This window comes from Methylotuvimicrobium sp. KM1 (genome assembly GCF_044788715.1).
Classification (GTDB): Bacteria; Pseudomonadota; Gammaproteobacteria; order Methylococcales; family Methylomonadaceae; genus Methylotuvimicrobium.
In genome coordinates this window covers 4808418-4830436 of the sequence record NZ_CP173170.1, presented here as the reverse complement: position 1 = coordinate 4830436, position 22019 = coordinate 4808418, and the positions used below count along the sequence as shown (strand labels likewise).

Here is a 22019-nt window from a genome sequence, read left to right as displayed (position 1 = left end):
TTCAATTTAAATGAGTCACTAACCATTAACAGCCTATGTCATCATTATTGCCGCTGGAGTGCAGGCGAAGCCTGCACTCAATTCTCTTTCCTTCATTATCTTCATGCCCTTCATGGTGAAATGCTTTTTCTAGGTTAATTCGGTGCGATTAGCCGATAACCGATCCCCGATTGGGTTTCGAGCAAGGGCACATCGAACGGCTTGTCGATTTTTTTGCGCAGTTTGTATAAATGGCTTCGGAGCGTATCGCTGTCTGGAATTAGCTCTCCCCAGAGTTCTTGTTCCAATTGCTCTCGGGTCACGAGGTTGGGCGATTCGCGCATCAGGATGCGCAGTATCCGCAAACATGTCGGCGACAATTGAATAATCCGGCCCTGGCGCATGACCTGCATTGTGCTGGTATTGAAGGTTAAGTCGTGAATTTGATAAACGGACTCGTCCAATTCGCCGCGTTCGCGGCGGATCAAGGCATTGATCCGGGCTTCGAGCTCCGGCATTTCGAACGGCTTGACTAGATAATCGTCGGCGCCGCGTTGAAATCCTTCCAGCTTGTCTTGCAATTGATCGCGAGCCGTCAGCATTAATATCGGCGTCGACAAACGCGCGTCTTTACGCAGTCTCCGGCATATTTCTAAGCCGTCGATGCCTCCGGGTAGCGTAATATCGAGAATGATTGCATCATAGCGTTGCGTTGCGGCAAGATGCAGTGCGCACAATCCGTCGTAGGCATAATCCATCGTAAAGCCGCTGCTTTCAAGATAAGCCCCGACCGCTTGAGCCAGGTTCTTATGATCTTCGACCAGCAGCAATGAGGCATTCCGCGGGCTCGGCTGATATTGAGGATTGGCTGGAGAAACGTCCATATTTTGGAAAGTGCGAAGGTTCGGCGGAGACCCCGCCGAACCTTGTATCGCTAGAGTTAAGGTTATTCTTCGACTTGCTGAATGCCGTCCAAGTACCATTTCGGCTGCAGGCTATTTCTCGGCTTAACGAAATGCCAGACTTCGCGAACAGCTTGCTCCGGTCCGTAAATGTCTTCGCGAAGTAAGGAATCGAACAATACGGTCGCTTCCAATTCGCTGCCGGATTCGCGGACATCGAGCAACTCGGCTTTAACACTGATGACCTCGGTTCGGTTGTCATCGGTCGAGGCCTTGAGTTGATCTTGTATTTCGGCGAACACGCGGTCGGTGGTTAAGCCTCTGATTTCGGCTAGATCGCGATCGTCCCAAGCGGTTTGCAAAGCTCTAAACGCATTTTCGGCACCGTTCAAGAAAGCATGTTCGTCGAAACCTTCCGGCAAGATGAGGTCGCGATTTTCGATAGCGGGCTCGAATCCAGAATCGTTATTGGCTTGAGGGCCTTTCTTAAACAATAAGTCGGTATTGAAACCCGTATTGCCGACCGAAGCGCGTGATGTCTCTTGGGCTTGAGGCGCTTCATAATTGCTATAAGCGGAAGTTGAGCGCTGTTGCGGTTCATAGCTGTCGCGGCTATAAGCCGGTACCGGTCGCGCGGCATTTTTGGCTCGGGCGGCAAATAGTTTATAGAGTAAAAACGCGATACCTCCGAATACTAAAATATCCATGAAATTGAAGTTCTCGAAGGCGCCGCCGAATAACATGGCGCCGAGTAACCCGCCCAAAGCCAGGCCGCCGAGCATGCCCATCAAGCCGCCGCGACTAGCGAGTTTTTGTTTGGCCGCTTGGTTTTGAGCTTGGGCTTGTTGCTGTTGGCGTGTTGGTGCCGCTTTTGCCGGTGAGGCAGAGCGTTGATACGGTTTATTGAACGAGGATTTGCCGCCGAACGAGCCGCCTCCGCCGAACCGCTTGGCTTCGGCATCCGAGACGCTGCCCAATCCAAGGGACAGTCCGATGATCATGGTTGTCACTATACTGGTTAATTTATTCATGAGTAAGTTTTTGATTTTTATTGATAAAGGCAAGAAAAATAATTGGGCTATTCATTGTATAACGCAGTCTTTCGCCCTATTAACTACGCATTAAAGATTCTCGTTTACGACACGGGAAGACCTGATTGAGTTCCATCGATAGACTCACGGCAAGCAGTCAAAAATCCCATCTTTCTTAGTATGAAGTGAATTAAGCAATATGGGGTTAAAAGCATACTGGGCGGATTGAGTAACCATACGCATCAAGCTAAAAACGGCCAACCCGCACCCCGCTGTTTCCCAAGCTCAAGCTTGGGAAACATGCTCCGGAAGCTCCAGCGTCCTGAGACCGACATAATCTCAATCAACCCCAACTCGTTCGTTCACAACTACTTCGATCGTTGGGAAGCCAGAGATGCCTGGACAGGTTCCCCAAGCTCAAGCTTGAGGAACAGCATTAGGTGCGAGATGCGTTCTAAACTGTTTATGCGGGACAGGGTTAGCGACCCTGTCCCGAATGTTTCAACCATGTCCAGTATAAAAATAAGACATTCGGGGCGGGTTGAATAACCCGCCGCCGCGCCTCAATTTTTCAGGTAACGGCGCATCAAAACTCCTTCACCACAAAGAAAGTAATGTCGCTTCCGCCACGTTCGTCATCCCTTAGTACGTTGAAATTATGGGTAACATCTACGACCAACATCGATTCACCGAGAAAACCGGTCGCGAGCCGACCGCCCACCGCGCTATAAAACGTTTCTTCTCTCTTAAATTCGCCGCCGATATTGCGTACTGGATTCAACCAACCCGCAGTTCCGTGTAAGCTCAAGTAACTGAAAAAAATCGGTTCCCAGCGGTATTCGGCATTACCGATCAAATAGTGTTCGGGATAATATTCCCATACCGAAGCTCCGGGGAGCACGGGCATGGCAGTCGAGGCAAAATCCCAACCCATTGGATTGACACCGCCTCCGATGCGTTGTGCCGAAAATCGGTCCAGATTGGCGCCCGTACCGCCATGGATGGAGCCTAATAGCCGGTGTCTATCACTATTGATAAACGGAACGCCGGTGGCGCCTAACGCATAGGCGTCGAATCTCAAATGATCCCGAGAATCGCTAGCGCGGTATTGATTGCCGTCAAGCCCCCAATCGCGCCAATTCACGCGGTGTCCGTAGACCAGGTTTCCACCGGCGGCAAAACCTTCGTGAGCCAGCCATAATATATTCCGTTTTAACCCGTCGTATTTCACTTCCAGGCGTGAACCGAGCTCAACGGTATCGCGAGGCGCGAGTAGATTATCGGCGGCTTCGCTGCCTTTGCTGAAATATAAAAAACCCGGCTCGAAATACAGATTGGCCATGAAGATATTGTCGTTATAGCCAGGGTCGACTTGAGTTCGATAGCCAAGACCGATATCCCATTGCAAACGGCCCCAATACATTTCTTCATCGAGCACGCTTCGTCCGTCGACGACTTCGCTCATCGCACTCGGCGGCGTAAAATTCCTAAATGCTAATGCATATTGAAAATCGCCCCAATCGGGCAATTGTTCGCCGTAAAACAAATCGTTATAGGCCCCGGCAATATTCGCATAAAACAACTTGCTTTGTTCGGGTTGTCGCCAAAAATACAGGCTGCCAATCGGAAAAATATCTCGGTCGTCGGGTCCCGGCGTGTTGTATTGAAGACCCAGCATCCAGGCATTTACTGATGTTCTGTCGCGCGGATCGACAATAATTTCTTCGCCCAGAAACTCGGTTCTGAAGCCTTCCCCGGCCAATGGAGTTTTATAATTCTTCGAATCCCGGTCCAGGTAGGCGAGTTCTTGTTCAATAGCGGATTGAATAGCGTCATCTGACGCTATTGCTTCATTTTGCTGCGCCATAGCCGATGAACTAAAGCACAACAATCCGAACAAGGTGATGGATAGTGGATAAAGTTGCCGAGTGATCAGATCATAGCTAGCCATTTCATATACTCCAAAAAACACGCACTAGTTCGTACAGCAATTTAGGATAAAAGGCTTACCTCTATATCCAACATGAAGCCTGACTCATTATTCCGCCAGGAATTACCGAAAAATACACCTGATTTTATACCCATCGTAGATCAAAATTCGGCACCGGGATGTCCGCTAAAGGACGCCGTGAACCCAGCACCTAAATTCCATAGGTCATTGGCAATAATTTAATATGATGGCTAATTTAGGTGCTGGGTGAATACGTCCATTCCATGTAAGCTCTATGCCAGCTCCATGCTGGCAAAGTCTTTATCGGACAACCAGGCGCCTCCTCAGTCGCTGCCGAAATTAGAAGTACGAAAGGTATATGCTAACGATAAATAGCCTTATAGCTGATATAAAGCGCGCAGAACGTTACCGGTATAATTAAAATCATCGCCAAACCAATCGTAACGACAGACAGCAGGGCAAAGAGTATCAAGAACAAATAAACCGTGATCATCGCCGAAATATGACGCCCGCAGTTGTAATAACTACTTTTGATTGCATCTACAGGCTTGCTATCGCTGAACATCACTTGGGGCACCGAATACAATAATGCTGAAATGACCAGGAGACCCAATGGCGCGGCTAGTATCAGTGCCGTGAAAGGTCCGAGTGTTACGATTAATCCCGCTTCAATAATTTCGAAGAATACCATTAACAAACCGAGAATCAACAAAGGTTTCAGCTTGGCCGAATCAATGAAGCCTTGGAAAAAATGACTGATTTTCATCTTTCGCTGCTCATCGACTTCTCGAATGGCATACAAAAATCCGCCGTACATCACCGGAAAGATCAAAGCGTCCAATATCTCACCGATTACTGGAAGTAGTGCTAGCAGTACTTCCAGCAGAATCCAGATCACGGTGCCTAGAATCAGCATCAGCGGGCTTTTAGTAAACAGCTTCCAACCATCGACAAACCAATGTCGGCCGTCTTTCATTGTATAACCTGTATCTTCCATCGCGCTCTCCTAAAATTATTATTGTCTATCGACATCTATTTTAAGACGATTCAATCAATCATACCTTTCGTATACCTTTCACACTTCAAATTTCGGCATTGCTTAAGGAGGCCGCCGGGGTGTTCGGTCCCTCTCCTAACGCTAGGTGTGGGACCAGCAAGGAGCTGGCATAGAGCTTACATGGACGTATTCACCCAGCACCTAAATTAGCCATCATATTAAATTATTGCCAATGACCTATGGAATTTAGGTGCTGGGTTCACGGCGTCCTTTGACGAACACCCCGGTGCCGAATTTTGATCTACGATGAGTATATAAGTTCGTATGGAGCTTTCATTCACCCAAGAGGTTAGCGGGAATATTTAGGCAACCTTTTGAAATACTGCATGAAATTCATGCGCATCATGGCTAAACTGCCGAATTTTGATCATACGATGAGTATGAATTTGAAACGAAAGTTTAGGAAAACAAAAAGCTTACGCTTCAGTATACCGACAACCCGGGATCGGTCCAAATTCGGCAGACTCCGTTTAATAAAAAGATTCGTCAGCATTATCAGCATTAAATGTAGCCGTGCAAAAAAACGCCCCCGTGCTACTATGAAGCTTAGAACAGGTTTTGGGAGCACGTAATATGAAAGCGAATATCGGTTTAATCGGACTGGCGGTCATGGGCCAGAATTTAGTTCTCAACATCAATGATCATGGTTTTAAGGTAGCCGTCTACAACCGCACGACAGAAAAGACCGACGAGTTCCTTACGGGGCCGGCTAAAGGCACCGAAATCGTCGGAACTTACTCGCTCGAAGATCTTGTGCAGAAACTGGAAACGCCGCGCATCGTGATGTTAATGGTTAAAGCCGGAACAGTGGTCGATCATTATATAGAGCAACTAGCCCCGCTACTTGATGCCGGCGACATCATCATCGACGGCGGCAATTCGTTATTTACCGACACCGACCGGCGCACAAAGGCGCTGAAGGAAAAAGGCTTGCTTTATATCGGCACCGGCGTTTCGGGCGGAGAGGAAGGCGCGAGGCACGGGCCTTCGATCATGCCCGGTGGTCACCCGGATGCCTGGAACCGCGTCAAGCCGGTATTGCAGGCGATCAGCGCAAAAGTCGACGGCCAGCCTTGCTGTGAATGGGTCGGCGATGGCGGCGCGGGCCACTATGTCAAAATGATCCATAACGGCATCGAATACGGCGACATGCAAATCATTTGCGAAGCCTATCAACTGATGTCCGAAGGGCTCGGTCTTTCTGCCGATGAGATTTCCACTATTTTCGCCGAATGGAACGGCGCGGAACTCAGTTCCTATCTAGTCGAAATCACGGCCAATATTCTTGCCTATAAAGACGAAGACGGCAGTCCGCTCCTTGACAAGATCCTCGACACAGCCGGCCAAAAAGGCACCGGTAAATGGACCGGCATCAATGCGCTGGATTTGGGCATTCCGCTGACGCTGATCGGCGAATCAGTCTTCGCGCGCTGCCTGTCGGCGATGAAAGACGAACGCATCAATGCCTCGCAAAAGCTGCCTAAACCGGTCAACCGTTTTGAGGGAAACCGGCAAGAAGCCATCGAAACCATCCGCAATGCCTTGTATGCATCGAAAATCATTTCTTACGCGCAGGGTTTCCGGCTCATGCGCGAAGCGGCGAAAGAATACGGCTGGTCGTTGAACTACGGTGAAATCGCGCTGATGTGGCGGGGCGGTTGTATTATCCGCAGCGCATTTTTAAATGATATCAAACAAGCATACGACAGCAATCCCGATTTGGAAAATTTGCTGTTGGCCGATTTCTTTGTCGATGCTATGCGGCAGGCCGAACCCGGCTGGCGTAAAGCCGTCATACTCAGTATCGAACTGGGTATTCCGGCTCCGGCGTTTTCCAGTGCGCTAGCGTTTTACGACGGTTACCGGACGGAGAGCTTGCCCGCCAATCTGTTGCAGGCTCAACGCGATTATTTCGGCGCACACAGTTACGAACGCACCGACCGTCCGCGCGGCGAGTTTTTTCATACCGACTGGACCGGGCACGGCGGTAAAACCGCATCGTCTACTTACAACGTTTAAATTACACGCATATCACGAGTCGATTCTATGTCTGCTGAACCCTGTACCTACGTTATTTTCGGCGCAACCGGCAATTTGTCCCGAATTAAACTGATGCCGGCGCTTTATCATTTGGAACTCGAAAACAAACTGCCGGAAGGCAGTCGTATTGTCGGCATTGGCCGACGGCCTTGGGACCAAAAAAAATGGCTTGAGGAAGTTCGGGAAATGATCGGCGCGAAGGTTCGTGAAGGTATCGACGAGGCTGTATTCGCCCGGTTCAGCGAACGGCTTTCCTATCATCGCGGCGATCTCGGTGAAGCGGAATGCTATAGCGGACTAGCCATTACCTTGGGTAAGGATGAAGATTTTTCCAAAAACATCGCATTTTATCTCGCGATCAGTCCCGAGGATTTCGGTAATGTCATCGAATCGCTTAGCAACGTCGACTTACTGAATCAAGAATACGGCTGGAAACGCGTTATCATCGAAAAGCCCTTCGGTTACGACCTGGACAGCGCGCAATCGTTGCAAAAACGGATCGGCCGTTTTTTAAGCGAAGAACAGATCTACCGGATCGATCATTATCTAGGCAAAGGCATGGTGCAGAATGTATTGGTATTCCGCTTCGCGAATGTCATGCTAGAGCCGCTGTGGAACCGCAACTACATCGACCATGTTCAAATTACCCATGCCGAGGATATCGGTATCGACACGCGCGGCGGCTACTACGATGGGGCCGGAGCTTTGCGCGACATGCTGCAAAGCCATTTGCTACAACTGATGACGCTGGTTGCAATGGAACCGCCCGCATCAATGGAAGCGGAATCGCTGCGCGACGAGAAGGTCAAGGTCTTAAAATCGATTCGCCCAATACCCAAATCGGCGGTACACGCGCATGCCTATCGCGGCCAATACGCCAAAGGCACGGTCGGCAAGGAAAAGGTCAAAGGCTATTTGGAGGAAGAGAACATTCCGCCAACCAGTATTACCGAAACCTATGCCGCCGTAAAATTATTTATCGATAATTGGCGCTGGCGTGGCGTGCCGTTTTATCTACAGACCGGCAAACGACTGGCCAAAGGTCAATCAGTCGTCTCGATTTGCTTTCGCCATCCGCCGCTGCAGTTTTTCCGCGATACGCATGTGCAGTGCATGAATCCGAATTGGGTCCTGTTGAGCATTCAACCCGAAGAACGCATTCGCATGGAAATGACCGTCAAGGAACCTGGATTGGAAATGCGCACGCGCACCAGTAGCCTGGATGCCGGTTTTCGAAACAGCGATGAAAAAGCGATCGATGCCTATGAGGATTTATTGCTGGATGTCATGAAAGGCGACCGCTCGTTATTTCTGCGTTTCGACGAAGTCGAATATGCTTGGCGTATCGTCGATCCGATACTGCAAACCTGGGCCGTCGAACGCGACTTCATTCCGACTTATCCGGCCGGTAGCTGGGGCCCCACCGAAAGCCGCCGTCTATTCGAAAAAGAAGATCAATTTTGGCGCACCTCGTTGACGCCGGAGTGGTGTCAATAGCGCTCAAGCCCTCTTTCGAAATATCATCGCCGAACGAAAACAAAGTGTTTTATACTTCGAACGGTTTACAACGCATGCTAACTGCTTTTTAGGATTGGGGAAAAACAAATATTTTATACAAACCTATAGTAAGTTATTGAACTAAATTAATATTATTTATGATATTCATGGTTAAACCTAAAAAGAGCAGTTGGCAAGTGTTGTAGACCGTTCGTGCTGAGCCTAGTCGAAGCATGAAGGGTCTACAACACTTTCACCGACCTGGTGAAGCCTCAAACTACCGTTCACCCTTCGACAGGGCCCTCCTGAGCGCAGCCGAAGGGGCTCAGGGCGAACGGTAGTTTGAGGCTCTCAACTGCTCTTTTTAGGTTAAATGCTTTTTCTGATCAATAGATTTGAGCATTAGTTTCCCGAAAATACGCAATCCTTAAAAAACCTGACACCAAACCAGGAGATGCGGCGATGGACCGCTTCGAACGAATCTATCAATTACATAACATTCTATCCGGTCGCCGAACGCCGATATCCAATACCCAATTGCAAGAAAAACTCGAATGCAGTGAAGCGACCGTAAAGCGGCTGGTAACACTCATGCGCGACCATTTCGACGCGCCGATCGTTTACGACCGTAAACGCAACGGGTACCACTACGACACCGAAGCCGGCGAACACCCTTACGAACTGCCCGGCTTATGGTTCAACGCGGAAGAACTATGGGGACTGCTGACCTGCCATACCCTACTACGCAAAATATCGCCGGGTTTGTTCGGCGAACAAATCGCCCAACTGCAAAACCGGATCGAAAAACTTCTCGCGTTAGATCGTAGCAGCGCAGAACGCAAACTGGAATGCATCAAAATCATCCCGATCGCCTCACGTCAAAAAGTTCGAAATCCTTGGTTTTCCAAAATCGCCGGAGCGCTATTCGATAGCCAACGTCTTGATTTAATCTACGAAGCACGTAGCGACGGACAAACCACCGCACGTAACGTATCCCCGCAAAATCTGGTTTACTACCGGGACAACTGGTACCTTGACGCGTGGTGTCATTTTAGAAGAGAACTGCGCACCTTCGCACTGGAACGCATTAAAACCGCCACCCGCCAAGATATACCCTCCCAATCTGTCGAACGAGAGCATCTCGAAGATTATTTCAGCGCTTCCTACGGCATCTTCTCCGGCAAAGCGGAACACACCGCAAAGCTAAAATTCACGCCCGAACGCGCCCGCTGGGTCGCGGACGAACAATGGCATCCGAAACAAACCGACCAATGGCTCGAAGACGGCAGCTACGAACTGAACGTACCGTTCGGCGATCACCGCGAACTATTGATGGATATCCTCCGCCACGGCGCCGAAGTCGAAATTTTGGAACCTGCCTTTTTACGCGAAGCCGCGATCGAGCAAATCGAAAAAATGGCGAAAATTTATCAAAAAAAATAGCCACCGTATCACGCTTTGATACGGTGGCTATGCATAATACCCGACATGACCGTTAGACGAGGACGATATGAATCAAGCGCTGTATTACCGATACTGGGGCAAAGCCAAACCGGAAGGCGAGTCGGGGCCTGCCTATCATTTGTTGCCTTATCATTGTTTGGATGTAGCTGCGGTCGGTTGTTGTTTGCTTGACCCTGAGAAAGATAGATGCCGGCAATTGGCTCGGCAGTTACAAGTTGAACCGGCATGGCTCAGAGATTTTTTTGTATTCTGTTTGGCTTTGCACGATTTAGGCAAGTTCGCACGGGCTTTTCAGGGATTGAAAGAAAATATGTCCGATGATTTGGTCAAACCTAAGCCGAGAATGCGTTACGACCAACGCCATGACAGTTTAGGATTTTGGTTATGGATTCGCTCGACAGCACAGGACATCGCAAAAAATCTTTCCATCACCGATTTCAACGCAAAGGAGATGGAAAAACTTTGCAAGTACATGGAGCCTTGGCTTGAAATAGTGACGGGACATCATGGACAACCGCCTATTAAACAAGCTCGACGATTAGAAGATTACTTCCTGCCGGAAGACAAACAAGCGGCTTTAGAATTTGTTCAAGAAAGCTTTTCTTTACTGCTGAATTCTTTCGATTTTCGGCCATTACTGGATAAAGCATTAAAAAAACGCCTTCAAGCGGTTTCATGGCAACTGGCCGGGGTGGCTGTGTTAGCGGACTGGCTGGGATCGAACCGGGACTATTTTGAATATTCCGATCGAAGGATGCCGATAGAAGAGTATTGGCGACAAATTGCCTTGCCCAATGCCGAGACAGCAATGGGTGTGCTGCCTGAACAAGCTGAAATCCATGATTTTTCCGATATAAAACATTTATTCGATTTTGTCGATGAACCGACGCCGCTGCAACACTACGCCATTGAAGTCGAGCTCGTTCAATCGCCCCAGTTGTTTATACTGGAAGACGTTACCGGAGCCGGAAAAACGGAAGCTGCCTTGGTACTTGCTCAACGATTGATGGGGGCCGGGTTGGCCAATGGGATCTACATTGCCTTGCCGACCATGGCGACGGCGAATGCGATGTATCAACGGCTCGGCAAGGTGTATCGAAAATTTTATCGAACTAACGATAATCCCTCCTTAATCCTGGCGCATGGCGCTCGCGACTTATCATCCGGCTTTAAACAATCAGTGATTTTGCCGGAACAACCACTACAGGACGATGATTATTTAAAAGGACAATCCGACGATGAACAAGAACAGACGGCCACGGCTTTTTGCAATGCTTGGTTGGCGGATTCCCGAAAAAAAGCGCTGTTGGCCGATATTGGCGTCGGTACCTTAGATCAAGCCTTATTGGCAGTGTTGCCCGCTAGGCACCAATCCCTAAGACTTCTAGGCTTGAGCCATAAAATACTATTAGTGGATGAAGTTCACGCGTATGACAGCTATATGCAAAAACTACTCAGCGCCTTGCTGGAGGCTCATGCCCGGCAAGGAGGCAGTGTGATTTTGTTGTCCGCCACCTTGCCGCAGACAATGCGCCAAGAACTGGTTAAAGCCTTTCACCAAGGTTTGAATACGGATACGCCGGACTTACTTAGTACAGACTATCCTTTGGTGACGCACACCACAACTGAAAAAGAGATAGAAAAATCGCTCGACACGCGCGAAGAAGTGAAACGAAAGGTTCGCGTTGAGCGCTTGGCTAGTGAAACGGCTGCTTTGCAAAGAATCCGAAAATCCATCGAGGCCGGACAATGCGTGTGTTGGATTCGTAATACCGTCAAAGAGGCGAGGAGAAGCTATCAGGATTTATTGGCTGAGGGTCTTTGTCCTGCGCAACTGAGTTTATTCCATAGTCGCTTTGCGATGTGCGATCGGCAACGGATTGAAGATCAAACCTTAAATTGGTTCGGTAAGGATTCAAGGGCTGCCGATAGAAAAGGGCGCGTTTTAATTGCAACGCAGGTCGTCGAACAATCGCTTGATTTGGACTTCGATGTTTTGATTAGCGATCTTGCGCCGATCGATTTGATCATTCAACGGGCCGGGCGCTTGCAGCGGCATGTACGGGACGCTCAAGGTAACCGTCTCATGGAAAAAGGCGCGAAAGACCAACGCGAAACCGCCGTGCTATACCTTTATGCGCCGGAACCGAAAGATGATGTTAACGAAGAGTGGTTGAAACCGGATCATGCCGGAACATTGGCGGTTTACCGGCATGCCGGACAACTCTGGTTGACGGCGAAAAAATTATTGGAAGCTTCAGCCTTTGCTATGCCGGAGGACGCCAGAAGGTTAATCGAAGGGGTTTATTCCGGAAATGAAAGCTATCCCGAGTCCTTGGATAATCTTTCCTGGAATGCCGAAGGGGATGATGCCTGCAAAAAAAGCATGGCCGATTTGAATGCCTTGAAACTGAGCAAAGGCTATACCTATGCCAGCGGCGATTGGGACGAAGAAACTCGAATTCCCACTCGCTTGAGCGAACAGGAAACGGTTTCCGTGGCATTGGCGGTTTGGCAAGAAGGCGAATTGAAACCCTACGCGGCGCATCCAACTTATGCTTGGGCTCTGAGCACAGTCAAAGTACCGGAATCCGAGTGGAAAAACGCCCTAAAAGCCATCCCGAAAGAACTTAAAGAAACGATCGAAGCGTTGAAAACAGAAACCAAAGCTTTGCGCTGGCTGGAGGTCTTTCCGTTGACCGAAACAACTACGGATTTTTACAGTGCCGGCGACGGCTGGCAATTACCCACGAGGGACACACAATGAACCTGATTAATGATCCATGGATTCCTGTGATCAGACAAGACCAAACGCAAGCGTTGATCGCTCCTTGGCAAATCGCCGAAACCGAAAATCCGGTGATTGAGATCAACGCGCCCAGAGCCGACTTTCAAGGCGCGCTATATCAGTTATTAATCGGTTTGTTACAAACCTGTTTTGCCCGGGAAGACGAGGACGAATGGCTGGAATACTGGGAAGAGATGCCGGAAACGCGGCAGCTAAAAGAGGCGTTTGCAAAAGTTGCGTTTTCCTTCGAGTTGGATAATCCGGAAGGCGCTGCTTTTTTGCAGGATTATGATTTAGCTGATGGAGAAACCAAGCATATATCGGCATTGTTAATTGAAGCGCCCGGCGGAAAAACTATCAAGGACAATCTGGATCATTTTATTAAGAGCGGCAAGGTGAATAAACTTTGCCCATCTTGCACCGCTGCAGCCCTTTTTACTTTGCAAACCAATGCGCCCTCCGGCGGTGTGGGGCATCGGGTTGGTTTGCGTGGCGGTGGACCTTTAACCACGCTTTTGGTACCTGCGGCTGGAACCGCGACTCTATGGCAAACATTATGGCTGAATGTGTTTAACCGTGAAGAAATGGAATCGGCAGAAACCTTGGATAACAGCATTTTTCCATGGCTGGAAACAACCCGCGTGTCCGACAAAAACGGCAAGATAACAACGCCACAAGACGTACACCCATTGCAGGCTTATTGGGGAATGCCCAGGCGCATCAGGCTCTCGACACAAATAGAGAACGAAAGCTGCGATCTTTGCGGTCAACGGGCGGAGCGGTTGTTTACCGAATATCGCACCAAGAATTACGGCGTTAATTACGACGGCGCCTGGGTTCATCCGTTGACGCCTTATCGTTTTGATCCAAACAAGAAAGAGTTGCCACTATCGCTTAAAGGCCAACAGGGCGGTTTGGGTTATCGGCATTGGTTAGGATTAGCCTTGCAAGATAGCGAAAATGGCGACAAGGCTGCAGAAATCGTTCAATTTTTTAATGCTGAGCGCGGTAGAGAATTCGGCAACAACCTAGCTTCGATATGGTGCTTCGGTTATGACATGGACAATATGAAAGCCCGTTGTTGGTATGAATCGCGTTTTCCGGCTTTTTATATGGATGAACAGCAAAGAAACAATTTAATGGAATGGGCGACAGAATTGATCGGTGCGGCACGAGAAACCGTTAAATTGTTACGCACTTACACCAAAGAAGCTTGGTTCCGCCGTCCTAAAGATGTCAAAGGTGATATGTCACACATCGATGCGCAATTTTGGCAGGCGACCGAAGCGAATTTTTACCGTTTGTTGGAACAACTGGCGACATTACCGGGCGATACCGGCATGGCCCCGCCTGAAATCTATCAGACATGGCTCAAAGTCTTGCGAAATAAAATGTTTCAGATTTTCGAAACCGCCACCCTGGAAACGATTCCTGAAGACCTGGATTTAAAACGCATTATTGCGGCGAAAAATGAATTAAGCAAAAAGTTCCACGGCAATAAAGCCATTAAAAACCTTAAAACGAAAGCACAGGAAGAGGAGGAGGCGGCATCATGAATCAGTATCCCTATTTAGGGCACGACGACCAAAAAGCCTTGGCGCACTGGCATCAATGGCTGGACGACAATCGCGGCGACCGCGCACGTTTACGCCGAGCGGAAGGCCCGGAAGATATTTTATTGACCGATGCGTTTTTTCATTTTTTGGAAAAAACGCCGGATACCGACCGCTGGCGTAAGAATATGCTGGTAAGCGCCAGTGTCGCCGGTGCTTTGTCTCATGTGAAAAACCATAAGTTAAGTATCAGCCGGATTTACAAAAGTAAAGAGTCAAACAGCGAAAGCCAAACCGCCAGCTTCGCCGAACAACTGGCAACGCCCATCGAAGGCAAAGGCAAAGCGCCGATGAGCGAATTACGCTTCCAACAATTGCAAAAAAGCAAAACCATCGACGATTTCTATCGGCGCATTCTGCGCGCTATCCGTTTGCTCAACGGCAACGTCAACATTCTTTCCTTGGCCAATGACATCATTCATTGGCATCGGGAATATGAATATTCCATCGACCGCAACCCGAACAATCGCCTGGCGGTCCGCTGGGCTACCGATTATTTCACCGCATTAGCACACCCTAAATCTTAACAACAAGGACCACACTATGAGCCGTTTTTTACAATTGCATCTGTTAACCGCCTATCCGCCCGCCAACTTAAACCGTGATGATCAGGGCAGTCCGAAAACCGCCAAGATGGGCGGTTATGACCGTTTGCGGGTTTCTTCGCAGTGCCTGAAGAGAACCTGGCGAACTTCGGATCATTTTCAGCAGGCATTGAACGGGCATATCGGTACGCGCACCAAGGAAATGGGCGTCAAACTCTATCACTACCTGACCAGTAAAGGTGTCGATCATGACAATGCGTTGGAATGGAGCAAGCCGATTGCCGGAGTTTTCGGCAAACTGAAGCAGTTATCAAAAAAAGAAAAAGACGATCTGAAAAAATTAACCGAAGAAGCACGTAAAAAGAAAGAGTTGGAGGAGGTCGAAATCGAACAACTGGCTTTTTTCGATAGCGAAGAAGAAAAAAGCATTTTTGCCTTGGCGGATAAGCTTATCGAACGCGGCTCGGCGCCCGAGGATGATGAATTGAAATTCTTGCGTCAAAAAGTCTGTGATGTTGATATTGCGCTATTTGGCCGTATGCTGGCATCAAGTCCTGCTTTTAACATCGAAGCCGCTTGTCAGGTTGCCCATGCCATCAGTGTACATCCGGTCGTTATCGAAGATGATTATTTCACTGCGGTCGATGATTTGAATGACGGCCTGGAGGATATGGGCGCGGCTCATATTGGCGAAACTCGTTTTGCCGCCGGTTTGTTTTATTCTTATCTCTGTATTAATCGAGAGTTGTTGGTCGAAAATTTAGGGGGCGATGAGGCTTTGGCGAACAACGCGATTCGCGCTTTGACCGAAGCCGCCGTCAAAGTCGCGCCGGAAGGCAAACAAAACAGTTTTGCCACTCGCGCCTACGCTTCGTTTTTGTTAGCGGAAAAAGGCGATCAACAACCGAGATCGTTATCCGTTGCCTATCTGAAACCGATTATGGATGGTAAAAGCAATGATTTTATCGCCGATTCGATTCAGGCATTGATCAAACAAAAAGATAGCTTCGATCAAGTCTATGGCGCATGCGCCGATGCCCGTTATGAATTGAATGTTCCCGAAGTGAAAGGCAATTTATCCGAATTACTGGACTTCGTCGGTCAATAGGAGCACTTTATGGATTACCTTGTATTCCGCTTGTACGGCGCACTGGCGAGTTGGGGTGAAATTGCCGTCGGCGAAAGCAGGCACACGGCAAGCTATCCCAGCAAATCGGCCATTATCGGCTTGTTGGGCGCGGCGCTCGGTATTAAACGCGAAGATGAAACGGCGCAACAACGGTTGCAACAAGGCTATGCGGTAGCGGTCGAGGTTTATAGTACCGGTCGATTACTACGCGATTACCATACCACGCAAGCGCCCGATTCGGTCGGTAAGTTCAATTACCGAACTCGGCGTGACGAACTGGTGTTGGGCCGAGAGCGTCTTGGTACTATTTTATCCAGCCGCGAATACCGTGCCGATGCCTTGGCGCTAGTTGCCGTCAAAGCGTTGGAGGGCGCGCCGTTTAGCCTTGCCGAAATCGAACAGCACTTGTTATTCCCAAAATATCATCTGTATTTGGGGCGAAAATCCTGTCCGTTATCTGCCCCTTTGCAACCACAGATTATCGGTAACTCGGCGAATTATTATCAGGCTTTTCAAGCCTACCAACATAAGCCGATTTTACCGACTCATAAGGAAAATCAGAGTGGATTGTCTGAACGGGATTTTATTTGGCTGGGACGCTCTAAAGACCGTCATTATTACTGGGAAGGAACGGCGGAAGACTTTTCCGACGATTCGACTTTGGATTTGACGCACAGGCAAACCCGAATTCGGCACGACCAACCGCTTTCGCGTAAACGTTGGCAATTTTCACCCCGGCAGGAACACTATCTTTTCGTTCAAGGAGGCGAATAATGTATTTTTCCAGAGTCAAATTGCGTCCCGAGTTAATCAAGTCTTCACAGCTTAATCGGGTATTGCGGGGTAACGTATACGGCATACACCGGTTATTGTATGACTTGTTTTCAGTAGAGCAGCGTAGCTTCATATTTCGGGAGGAGATCGCCAAGGCGCAGTTGGGTCATTCGCAAAGTGTGCGCGGCGAACCGATTTATTATTTGGTTTCGCAACAAAAACCCATTGAACCGGAAAATTCAATTTTTCACGTCGATGTGAAGCCGTATCATCCCAAACTTCAGGTCGGGCAAAAATTGAAATTCGATTGCCGGGTAAACCCGGTAGTCACCCGAAATGGGCGCAAACATGATTTACTCATGGATACACAACTGAATTTTTTGAAAGGAACCGTGGATCAGATCGGTTTAAAAGCAAGCTTGCCGCTCAACCCCAGGAAATCCGACTATAAAAAACGATTGCTGGAACAGGGCGGTGAAGCGCTTGATAAATATCTATCCGATGTTCTTTCAAAAGATCAGCGCTATGCTGAGCGATTGACCCAGATTGGTTATTTGCAGGATCGATTGGAATGGGCTATCAAATCTCAAATCGACGCGGCATTGGAAAATTGGTTTCAAAATCAGGGTGAAAGGCGTTGCGGGTTTCAGTTGATTCGTGACAATGACGGGATGGCAAAACTACAAAATAGCGCCTACCAATGGCACGCCATACCGGAAAAAGGCAAAACAGCCGGCTTTAGCTCGGTGGATTTGACTGGAGATATCGAAATCACCGATGTAGATGCCTTTATCGGCGTTTTATTCAATGGTATAGGGCGCGCCAAAGCCTTCGGCTGCGGCTTGCTGTCTGTCGCCAAAATTTGATGCTATAGTTATCTGACAAAATGGCTAACAGGGGATTAGACATGCGCATTACTGCTCGCATAGACGAGGAATATGAGAAAAAAATAAAAACAATTCAACAAGTTACTCATTTGAATACGACTGAAATTATTAAGCAGGCTTTGGACTTACTCTATGATAAAACTGAAAAAATTAAGTTAACAAATAAAGAAAAAAACCAGCGTTTACTTGAAATGTTGGCAGGAACAGCGGAAGGACCTGAGGACTTGTCGGAAAATTATAAAGACTATTTGTTTCAAGGATGGCAAAAAAAACATGATATTGACTGATACCGGGTTCTGGTACGCTTTCTTCAACACTAAAGATAAACATCATCTGAAATCGGTTCAGATGATGCAAGAGTTGGATGAAGGATAGATTACAACCTGGCCCGTTATTACTGAAACCAGTTATTTGTTAGGGACAGCATTAGGCGTTCGGAGCCAACTTCGTTTTCTTTCTGCATTAGAATCTAATTACATTGAAATTTCAGCGATATCTACTCAAGATTTAGTGCGAATTTCCCAGTTGATAGAAAAATACGAAGACCTTCCCATGGACCTAGCCGATGCATCGTTAGTCATTTTGGCGGAGAAGCTGGGGCATGGTCGTATTTTGTCCACCGATATTCGCGACTTCCAAACCTACCGTTGGAAAACCACAAACCTTTTCAAAACCTGCTGTTGCCGGAGACTTGAATGTTGAAAATGGATGCGACTTTAAATGGTATCATCGATTTGGCCCGAAGAGATCGTTCAATCGATGTAGTATGGCTTTATGGCTCGCGTGCCAAGGGCGTGGCGCATGCGCGGAGCGATTACGACTTGGCGGTGGCTTTCACGATTTTATTAAAGATGACCCGGTGGAACGTCGATTGCGACCGGAGTGCCTGGCGTTGGATTGGCAACGAGCCTTAGGGTTGAGGGAAGGGAGGGTATCGATTGTCGATATCAATCTGGCACCGATTCCTTTGGCCTTTGAGATTATTAGTGCCGATAGCATCGTATTTTGTCGCGACGAAGAACGGCTCTGGCGAGAAACATTACGCATACACAGGCGCATGGAGCTTGAATATGCCTGACTACCTTAATTCCATTGTCGCCCATATCAACGAATGCCGGGAGGATCTGGAGCAATTGGCCAAAATTGCCAGTCGGCGTGCTTTTACGCGCATGGAACGGCGTGCGGCCGAACGCGCCTTGCAGGTTTTAATCGAAGCGTGTATCGGCATTGCCAAATATTGGCTGAAATCGGAAAACAAGCATTTGCCGCTGGATGCCTATGAGAGCTTTAATAAATTGGCGGAATTACAAAAAATCTCGTTATCCGATTTAATGCAATGGCGTAAAGTGATTGGCATGCGCAATGCGCTGGTTCACGATTATTTAACCATCGATGCGTTCCCCTCGCCCGTGGGGATGAACCGACGGATAAAAAGGGAGTAGCTTGATGCGTGTGGGGCAAGGTCTCTTTAAGTCTATTCGGATATAGCTCGATTTGTATTTAGCTTTCGTGAAAGATCGCGATTTTCTTGCCGTAATTCGTAAATATTAAACGCATCGCCGATCACTTGGCAAAGCGCTTCATCTTCCCAGGGCTTGGTCAGAAACTTATAGACTTCGCCATGATTGACCGCATCGATCACGGAGTTTAGTTCGGTATAGCCCGACAGCACGATGCGTATCGTGTCGGGGTAAATGTCCTTGATTCGTCGCAGAAACTCGGTTCCGGTCATTTCCGGCATGCGCTGGTCGCAAATTACGACGCCCGGCTGATGAATCGCCATCAATTCGAATCCTTCTTTAATACTGGTAGTGCCGACGATGCGAAATCCTTTGCGGCGTAATACGCGAGTCAATGCCGAAATGATATTCGACTCGTCATCGATCAGTAATAAGACCCGTTCCGGCTTCTCAATTTGCTTTGGCGGAATACTTCGGCCCTCTCGTAATAACAAGGCAAAATCATCGGGCGGCAGTGGGCGGCTAAATAAATAACCCTGGATTTCTTCGCAGTTGATGCCGCGTAAAAAACCCAGTTGCCCTTCGGTTTCGACGCCTTCGGCGATGACTTTCAAACCCAAACTGTGCGCCATTCCGACCACCGCGCGAACGATCGCCGCATCGCTCGGATTGGAGGTAAGATTGGCAACGAAGGATTTGTCTATCTTGATTCGATCAACCGGAAGCCTCTGCAAATAACTGAGCGATGAATAGCCGGTACCGAAGTCGTCGAGTGCGAAACCGATGCCTTCCGCCGATATTTCGTGCATCGTGCGGATAACTTTATCGGCATCCATCAAAAAAATGTTTTCGGTCAGTTCCAATTCCAACCATTGCGGTTCAAGGCCGGTTGTCTCGAGCGCGCGCTTGACTATGTTCGGAATATCGCCGCCATAAAATTGTCTAGCCGAAAGATTGACCGCCATGCGTAACGGCGGAAGCCCTTCGTCTTGCCACTTTCGATTGAGCCGACAGGCCTCTTGCAGCACCCATTCGCCGATTGTGTTGATCATGCCGTTTTCTTCGAGCAGCGGAATGAAGTTCAGCGGCGATACTAAGCCGTAATCGCGGCTTTGCCAACGCAGTAAGGCTTCGGCGCCGACGATCCTGCCTGTCGATAAATCCAATTGCGGTTGATAGTGCAGAATGAATTCATTGCGCTCCAGGGCACGGCGCAAGGCGGTGTCGAGATTTAGTTGCTGCCGCGAGCCTTCATCCATATCGGCGAAGAAAAAACGACAGATAGTGTCGGTATCGGGGGAAGACGCGGCCAGTATGGCGCGCTTGAGAACCTCCACCGGTTCGCCGTCCAATGGAAATCTTGCGAGGCCGATGAACGGGTCGACATAGTACTCCTGTCCATCGAGCTCGACGGCCTCGGCCAAGACCTCATGAATCTGCCAGGCCAACTCTTCCGCGACATGCAAGCCTTCCGGGTCTTGCAATATCAGGGCGAATTTCGCCTCGTCGATACGCGCGCGAGGGACGGCCGGCAATACCGATTCGAGCCTGTCGACCAGAGTCCGGATAATTGCCAGGCCAGCATCGGGTTCCAGCAAATGCAAGACGATTTGTAATCTGCGAAGATTGACGACCATCACGACAACTTGATGCGCGTTTCCGTTATAACAAGACTCGCCCAAGCGTTCTTCGAACAGTGCGCGGCTAGGCAGCCCCGTTTGGGCGTCGTAATAGACGAAATAGCGCATCTTACTCTCGGCGGCAATCCGCTTTTCCTCGCGGCGGATAATGTCGAGCGCGAACGAAATATCATCCACCACTTCCAGCAATAGATTGATTTCGGCGTCGCGGAAAAAACCCGGTTCTATTGCCGCGATATTGAAAGAACCGATGGTTTTACCTTCAAGCCGTATCGGAAAAGAGGCGCCTTCAAGCAAGCCTAATTGCTCGGACATTTCGGTCCAGGATGCAAAGCGGTAATCGCCGGCGGTTTCCTTGTCGTTCGACAAGGTTTCGAATGTTCCCTCATTTAAATTCTTGAGCTGAGTTAATGTGACCGTTCCGGCAGAGGCGACCGGTATCAGTCTCCCTCCTTCCGAATCGATCAAGCCTATCCATGCGAGCGCGAAACCAACGCTTTCGATGGCGATTCGGCAAGCGGCAACGTAAAGCTCCTGAGGATCTTTGGTGCGGATAATGCATCGGTTAATATGGCTCAACATCGTGTAGAGCCGGTTTCTGCGTTCCAGCTCAGATTCCGCAAGGCTTGCGCCGACAGACGTATCATTCGACTCCACGACAGTCCCCCAGTAAATTATTGATACACCCTTGTAAGGCCCAGCGGTCCAAGGGTTTGGTCAGGATCACGGAGATTCCGGCCGAAGTCAGCCGGGCACGCGAACCGTCGTCATCAAGCGCCGTCAGCATGACGATAGGGATTCGGCCGGTAGCGGCATCGGTCTTGAGCCGCCTGACCACTTCGAAGCCATCCATGCCCGGCATCATCAGATCGAGCAGAATCAAGTCGGGCGGGTCGAAGTCGATCGCATCCAGCGCGGCTTGTCCGGACTCCGCGCAACGAACGTCGTAACCGTTTGGTTTCAATAGGTTTTCCACCAATTTACGGTTAATCGGATCGTCGTCGGTAATTAAGATTTTTTTAGGTATGGTCATTGCGCTCTTCCTCTGGGAAATTCATCGAAAGCGTTTTTTCAACTTCATCAAGAAAATGTTTGTATTGAATCGGCTTGGCGACATAGCCGTCGCAACCAGCCGCGATCATCTTTTCCTCATCACCCTTCATTGCGAAAGCGGTCAGTGCGACGACTTTAATATGCCTTGTAGCGTCCACTTCTTTCAAAAGACGAGTCGCTTCCAGCCCGTCCATGTCGGGCAAATGTCT

20 protein-coding genes are annotated in these 22019 nt (G+C 49.0%); 13 read left to right on the top strand and 7 right to left on the bottom strand.

The genetic code is table 11. The features are described from left to right. Window positions 1-134 precede the first annotated feature (134 nt). The 4 genes from ACINK7_RS21045 to ACINK7_RS21030 form a co-directional block, all read right to left on the bottom strand. Window positions 135-863 (bottom strand): response regulator transcription factor, encoded by a 729-nt coding sequence (locus ACINK7_RS21045; protein ID WP_404358409.1) that lies wholly within the window; start codon window positions 861-863, stop codon window positions 135-137. 62 nt (window positions 864-925) lie between these two features. Continuing rightward, a complete protein-coding gene (locus tag ACINK7_RS21040) occupies window positions 926-1912 on the bottom strand; it encodes a Tim44 domain-containing protein (protein WP_404358407.1) in 987 nt (328 codons plus the stop codon). Window positions 1913-2498: 586 nt separating this feature from the next. Then, complete coding sequence (locus tag ACINK7_RS21035; protein WP_404358405.1) at window positions 2499-3863, bottom strand: hypothetical protein; 1365 nt, start codon at window positions 3861-3863, stop codon at window positions 2499-2501. Window positions 3864-4224: 361 nt separating this feature from the next. Beyond that, window positions 4225-4860: a hypothetical protein gene (locus ACINK7_RS21030; RefSeq protein WP_404358403.1), complete on the bottom strand. Its 636-nt coding sequence runs from the start codon at window positions 4858-4860 to the stop codon at window positions 4225-4227. Between the two features lie 633 nt (window positions 4861-5493). On the opposite strand from ACINK7_RS21030, the gene gnd reads away from it, so the two are divergent. From gnd to ACINK7_RS20965, 13 genes are all read left to right on the top strand, one after another. Further along, a complete protein-coding gene (gene gnd, locus ACINK7_RS21025) occupies window positions 5494-6939 on the top strand; it encodes a decarboxylating NADP(+)-dependent phosphogluconate dehydrogenase (RefSeq protein WP_404358401.1) in 1446 nt (481 codons plus the stop codon). Between the two features lie 27 nt (window positions 6940-6966). Then, window positions 6967-8457: a glucose-6-phosphate dehydrogenase gene (gene zwf, locus ACINK7_RS21020; protein WP_404358400.1), complete on the top strand. Its 1491-nt coding sequence runs from the start codon at window positions 6967-6969 to the stop codon at window positions 8455-8457. A gap of 462 nt (window positions 8458-8919) precedes the next feature. Next, window positions 8920-9900 carry a helix-turn-helix transcriptional regulator gene (locus ACINK7_RS21015; RefSeq protein ID WP_404358398.1) on the top strand — a complete coding sequence of 327 codons (981 nt, stop codon included), beginning with the start codon at window positions 8920-8922 and terminating at the stop codon, window positions 9898-9900. Between the two features lie 67 nt (window positions 9901-9967). Next, window positions 9968-12688, top strand: coding sequence for a CRISPR-associated helicase Cas3' (cas3, locus tag ACINK7_RS21010; protein WP_404358396.1), 2721 nt, complete (start codon window positions 9968-9970; stop codon window positions 12686-12688). After that, the gene (casA, locus tag ACINK7_RS21005) at window positions 12685-14265 is read left to right on the top strand and encodes a type I-E CRISPR-associated protein Cse1/CasA (RefSeq protein WP_404358394.1); all 1581 of its coding nucleotides are present in this window, start codon (window positions 12685-12687) and stop codon (window positions 14263-14265) included. Before cas3 ends, casA begins: the two co-directional genes overlap by 4 nt. Further along, complete coding sequence (gene casB, locus ACINK7_RS21000; RefSeq protein ID WP_404358392.1) at window positions 14262-14849, top strand: type I-E CRISPR-associated protein Cse2/CasB; 588 nt, start codon at window positions 14262-14264, stop codon at window positions 14847-14849. Before casA ends, casB begins: the two co-directional genes overlap by 4 nt. A gap of 16 nt (window positions 14850-14865) precedes the next feature. Further along, on the top strand, window positions 14866-15975 hold the full coding sequence (gene cas7e, locus ACINK7_RS20995; RefSeq protein ID WP_404358391.1) for a type I-E CRISPR-associated protein Cas7/Cse4/CasC: 1110 nt from the start codon (window positions 14866-14868) through the stop codon (window positions 15973-15975). 9 nt (window positions 15976-15984) lie between these two features. Then, window positions 15985-16770: a type I-E CRISPR-associated protein Cas5/CasD gene (gene cas5e / locus ACINK7_RS20990; protein WP_404358389.1), complete on the top strand. Its 786-nt coding sequence runs from the start codon at window positions 15985-15987 to the stop codon at window positions 16768-16770. Further along, on the top strand, window positions 16770-17636 hold the full coding sequence (gene cas6e, locus ACINK7_RS20985; RefSeq protein ID WP_404358387.1) for a type I-E CRISPR-associated protein Cas6/Cse3/CasE: 867 nt from the start codon (window positions 16770-16772) through the stop codon (window positions 17634-17636). Before cas5e ends, cas6e begins: the two co-directional genes overlap by 1 nt. A 41-nt stretch (window positions 17637-17677) precedes the next feature. Next, on the top strand, window positions 17678-17944 hold the full coding sequence (locus tag ACINK7_RS20980; RefSeq protein ID WP_404358385.1) for a hypothetical protein: 267 nt from the start codon (window positions 17678-17680) through the stop codon (window positions 17942-17944). Between the two features lie 408 nt (window positions 17945-18352). Further along, window positions 18353-18571: a nucleotidyltransferase domain-containing protein gene (locus ACINK7_RS20975; RefSeq protein ID WP_404358383.1), complete on the top strand. Its 219-nt coding sequence runs from the start codon at window positions 18353-18355 to the stop codon at window positions 18569-18571. Next, a complete protein-coding gene (locus ACINK7_RS20970; RefSeq protein WP_404358382.1) occupies window positions 18550-18735 on the top strand; it encodes a hypothetical protein in 186 nt (61 codons plus the stop codon). The genes ACINK7_RS20975 and ACINK7_RS20970 overlap by 22 nt, the downstream gene beginning before the upstream one ends. Continuing rightward, window positions 18728-19099, top strand: coding sequence for a DUF86 domain-containing protein (locus ACINK7_RS20965; protein ID WP_404358380.1), 372 nt, complete (start codon window positions 18728-18730; stop codon window positions 19097-19099). Before ACINK7_RS20970 ends, ACINK7_RS20965 begins: the two co-directional genes overlap by 8 nt. Before the next feature lie 32 nt (window positions 19100-19131). On the opposite strand, the gene ACINK7_RS20960 is transcribed toward ACINK7_RS20965, so the two are convergent. The 3 genes from ACINK7_RS20960 to ACINK7_RS20950 are packed head-to-tail and all read right to left on the bottom strand — an operon-like array spanning window position 19132 to window position 22004. Then, window positions 19132-21414 (bottom strand): EAL domain-containing protein, encoded by a 2283-nt coding sequence (locus tag ACINK7_RS20960; RefSeq protein WP_404358378.1) that lies wholly within the window; start codon window positions 21412-21414, stop codon window positions 19132-19134. Next, on the bottom strand, window positions 21401-21790 hold the full coding sequence (locus ACINK7_RS20955; RefSeq protein WP_404358377.1) for a PleD family two-component system response regulator: 390 nt from the start codon (window positions 21788-21790) through the stop codon (window positions 21401-21403). Before ACINK7_RS20955 ends, ACINK7_RS20960 begins: the two co-directional genes overlap by 14 nt. Further along, window positions 21777-22004, bottom strand: coding sequence for a response regulator (locus ACINK7_RS20950; protein ID WP_404358375.1), 228 nt, complete (start codon window positions 22002-22004; stop codon window positions 21777-21779). The genes ACINK7_RS20955 and ACINK7_RS20950 overlap by 14 nt, the downstream gene beginning before the upstream one ends. Between the last annotated feature and the right edge of the window lie 15 nt (window positions 22005-22019).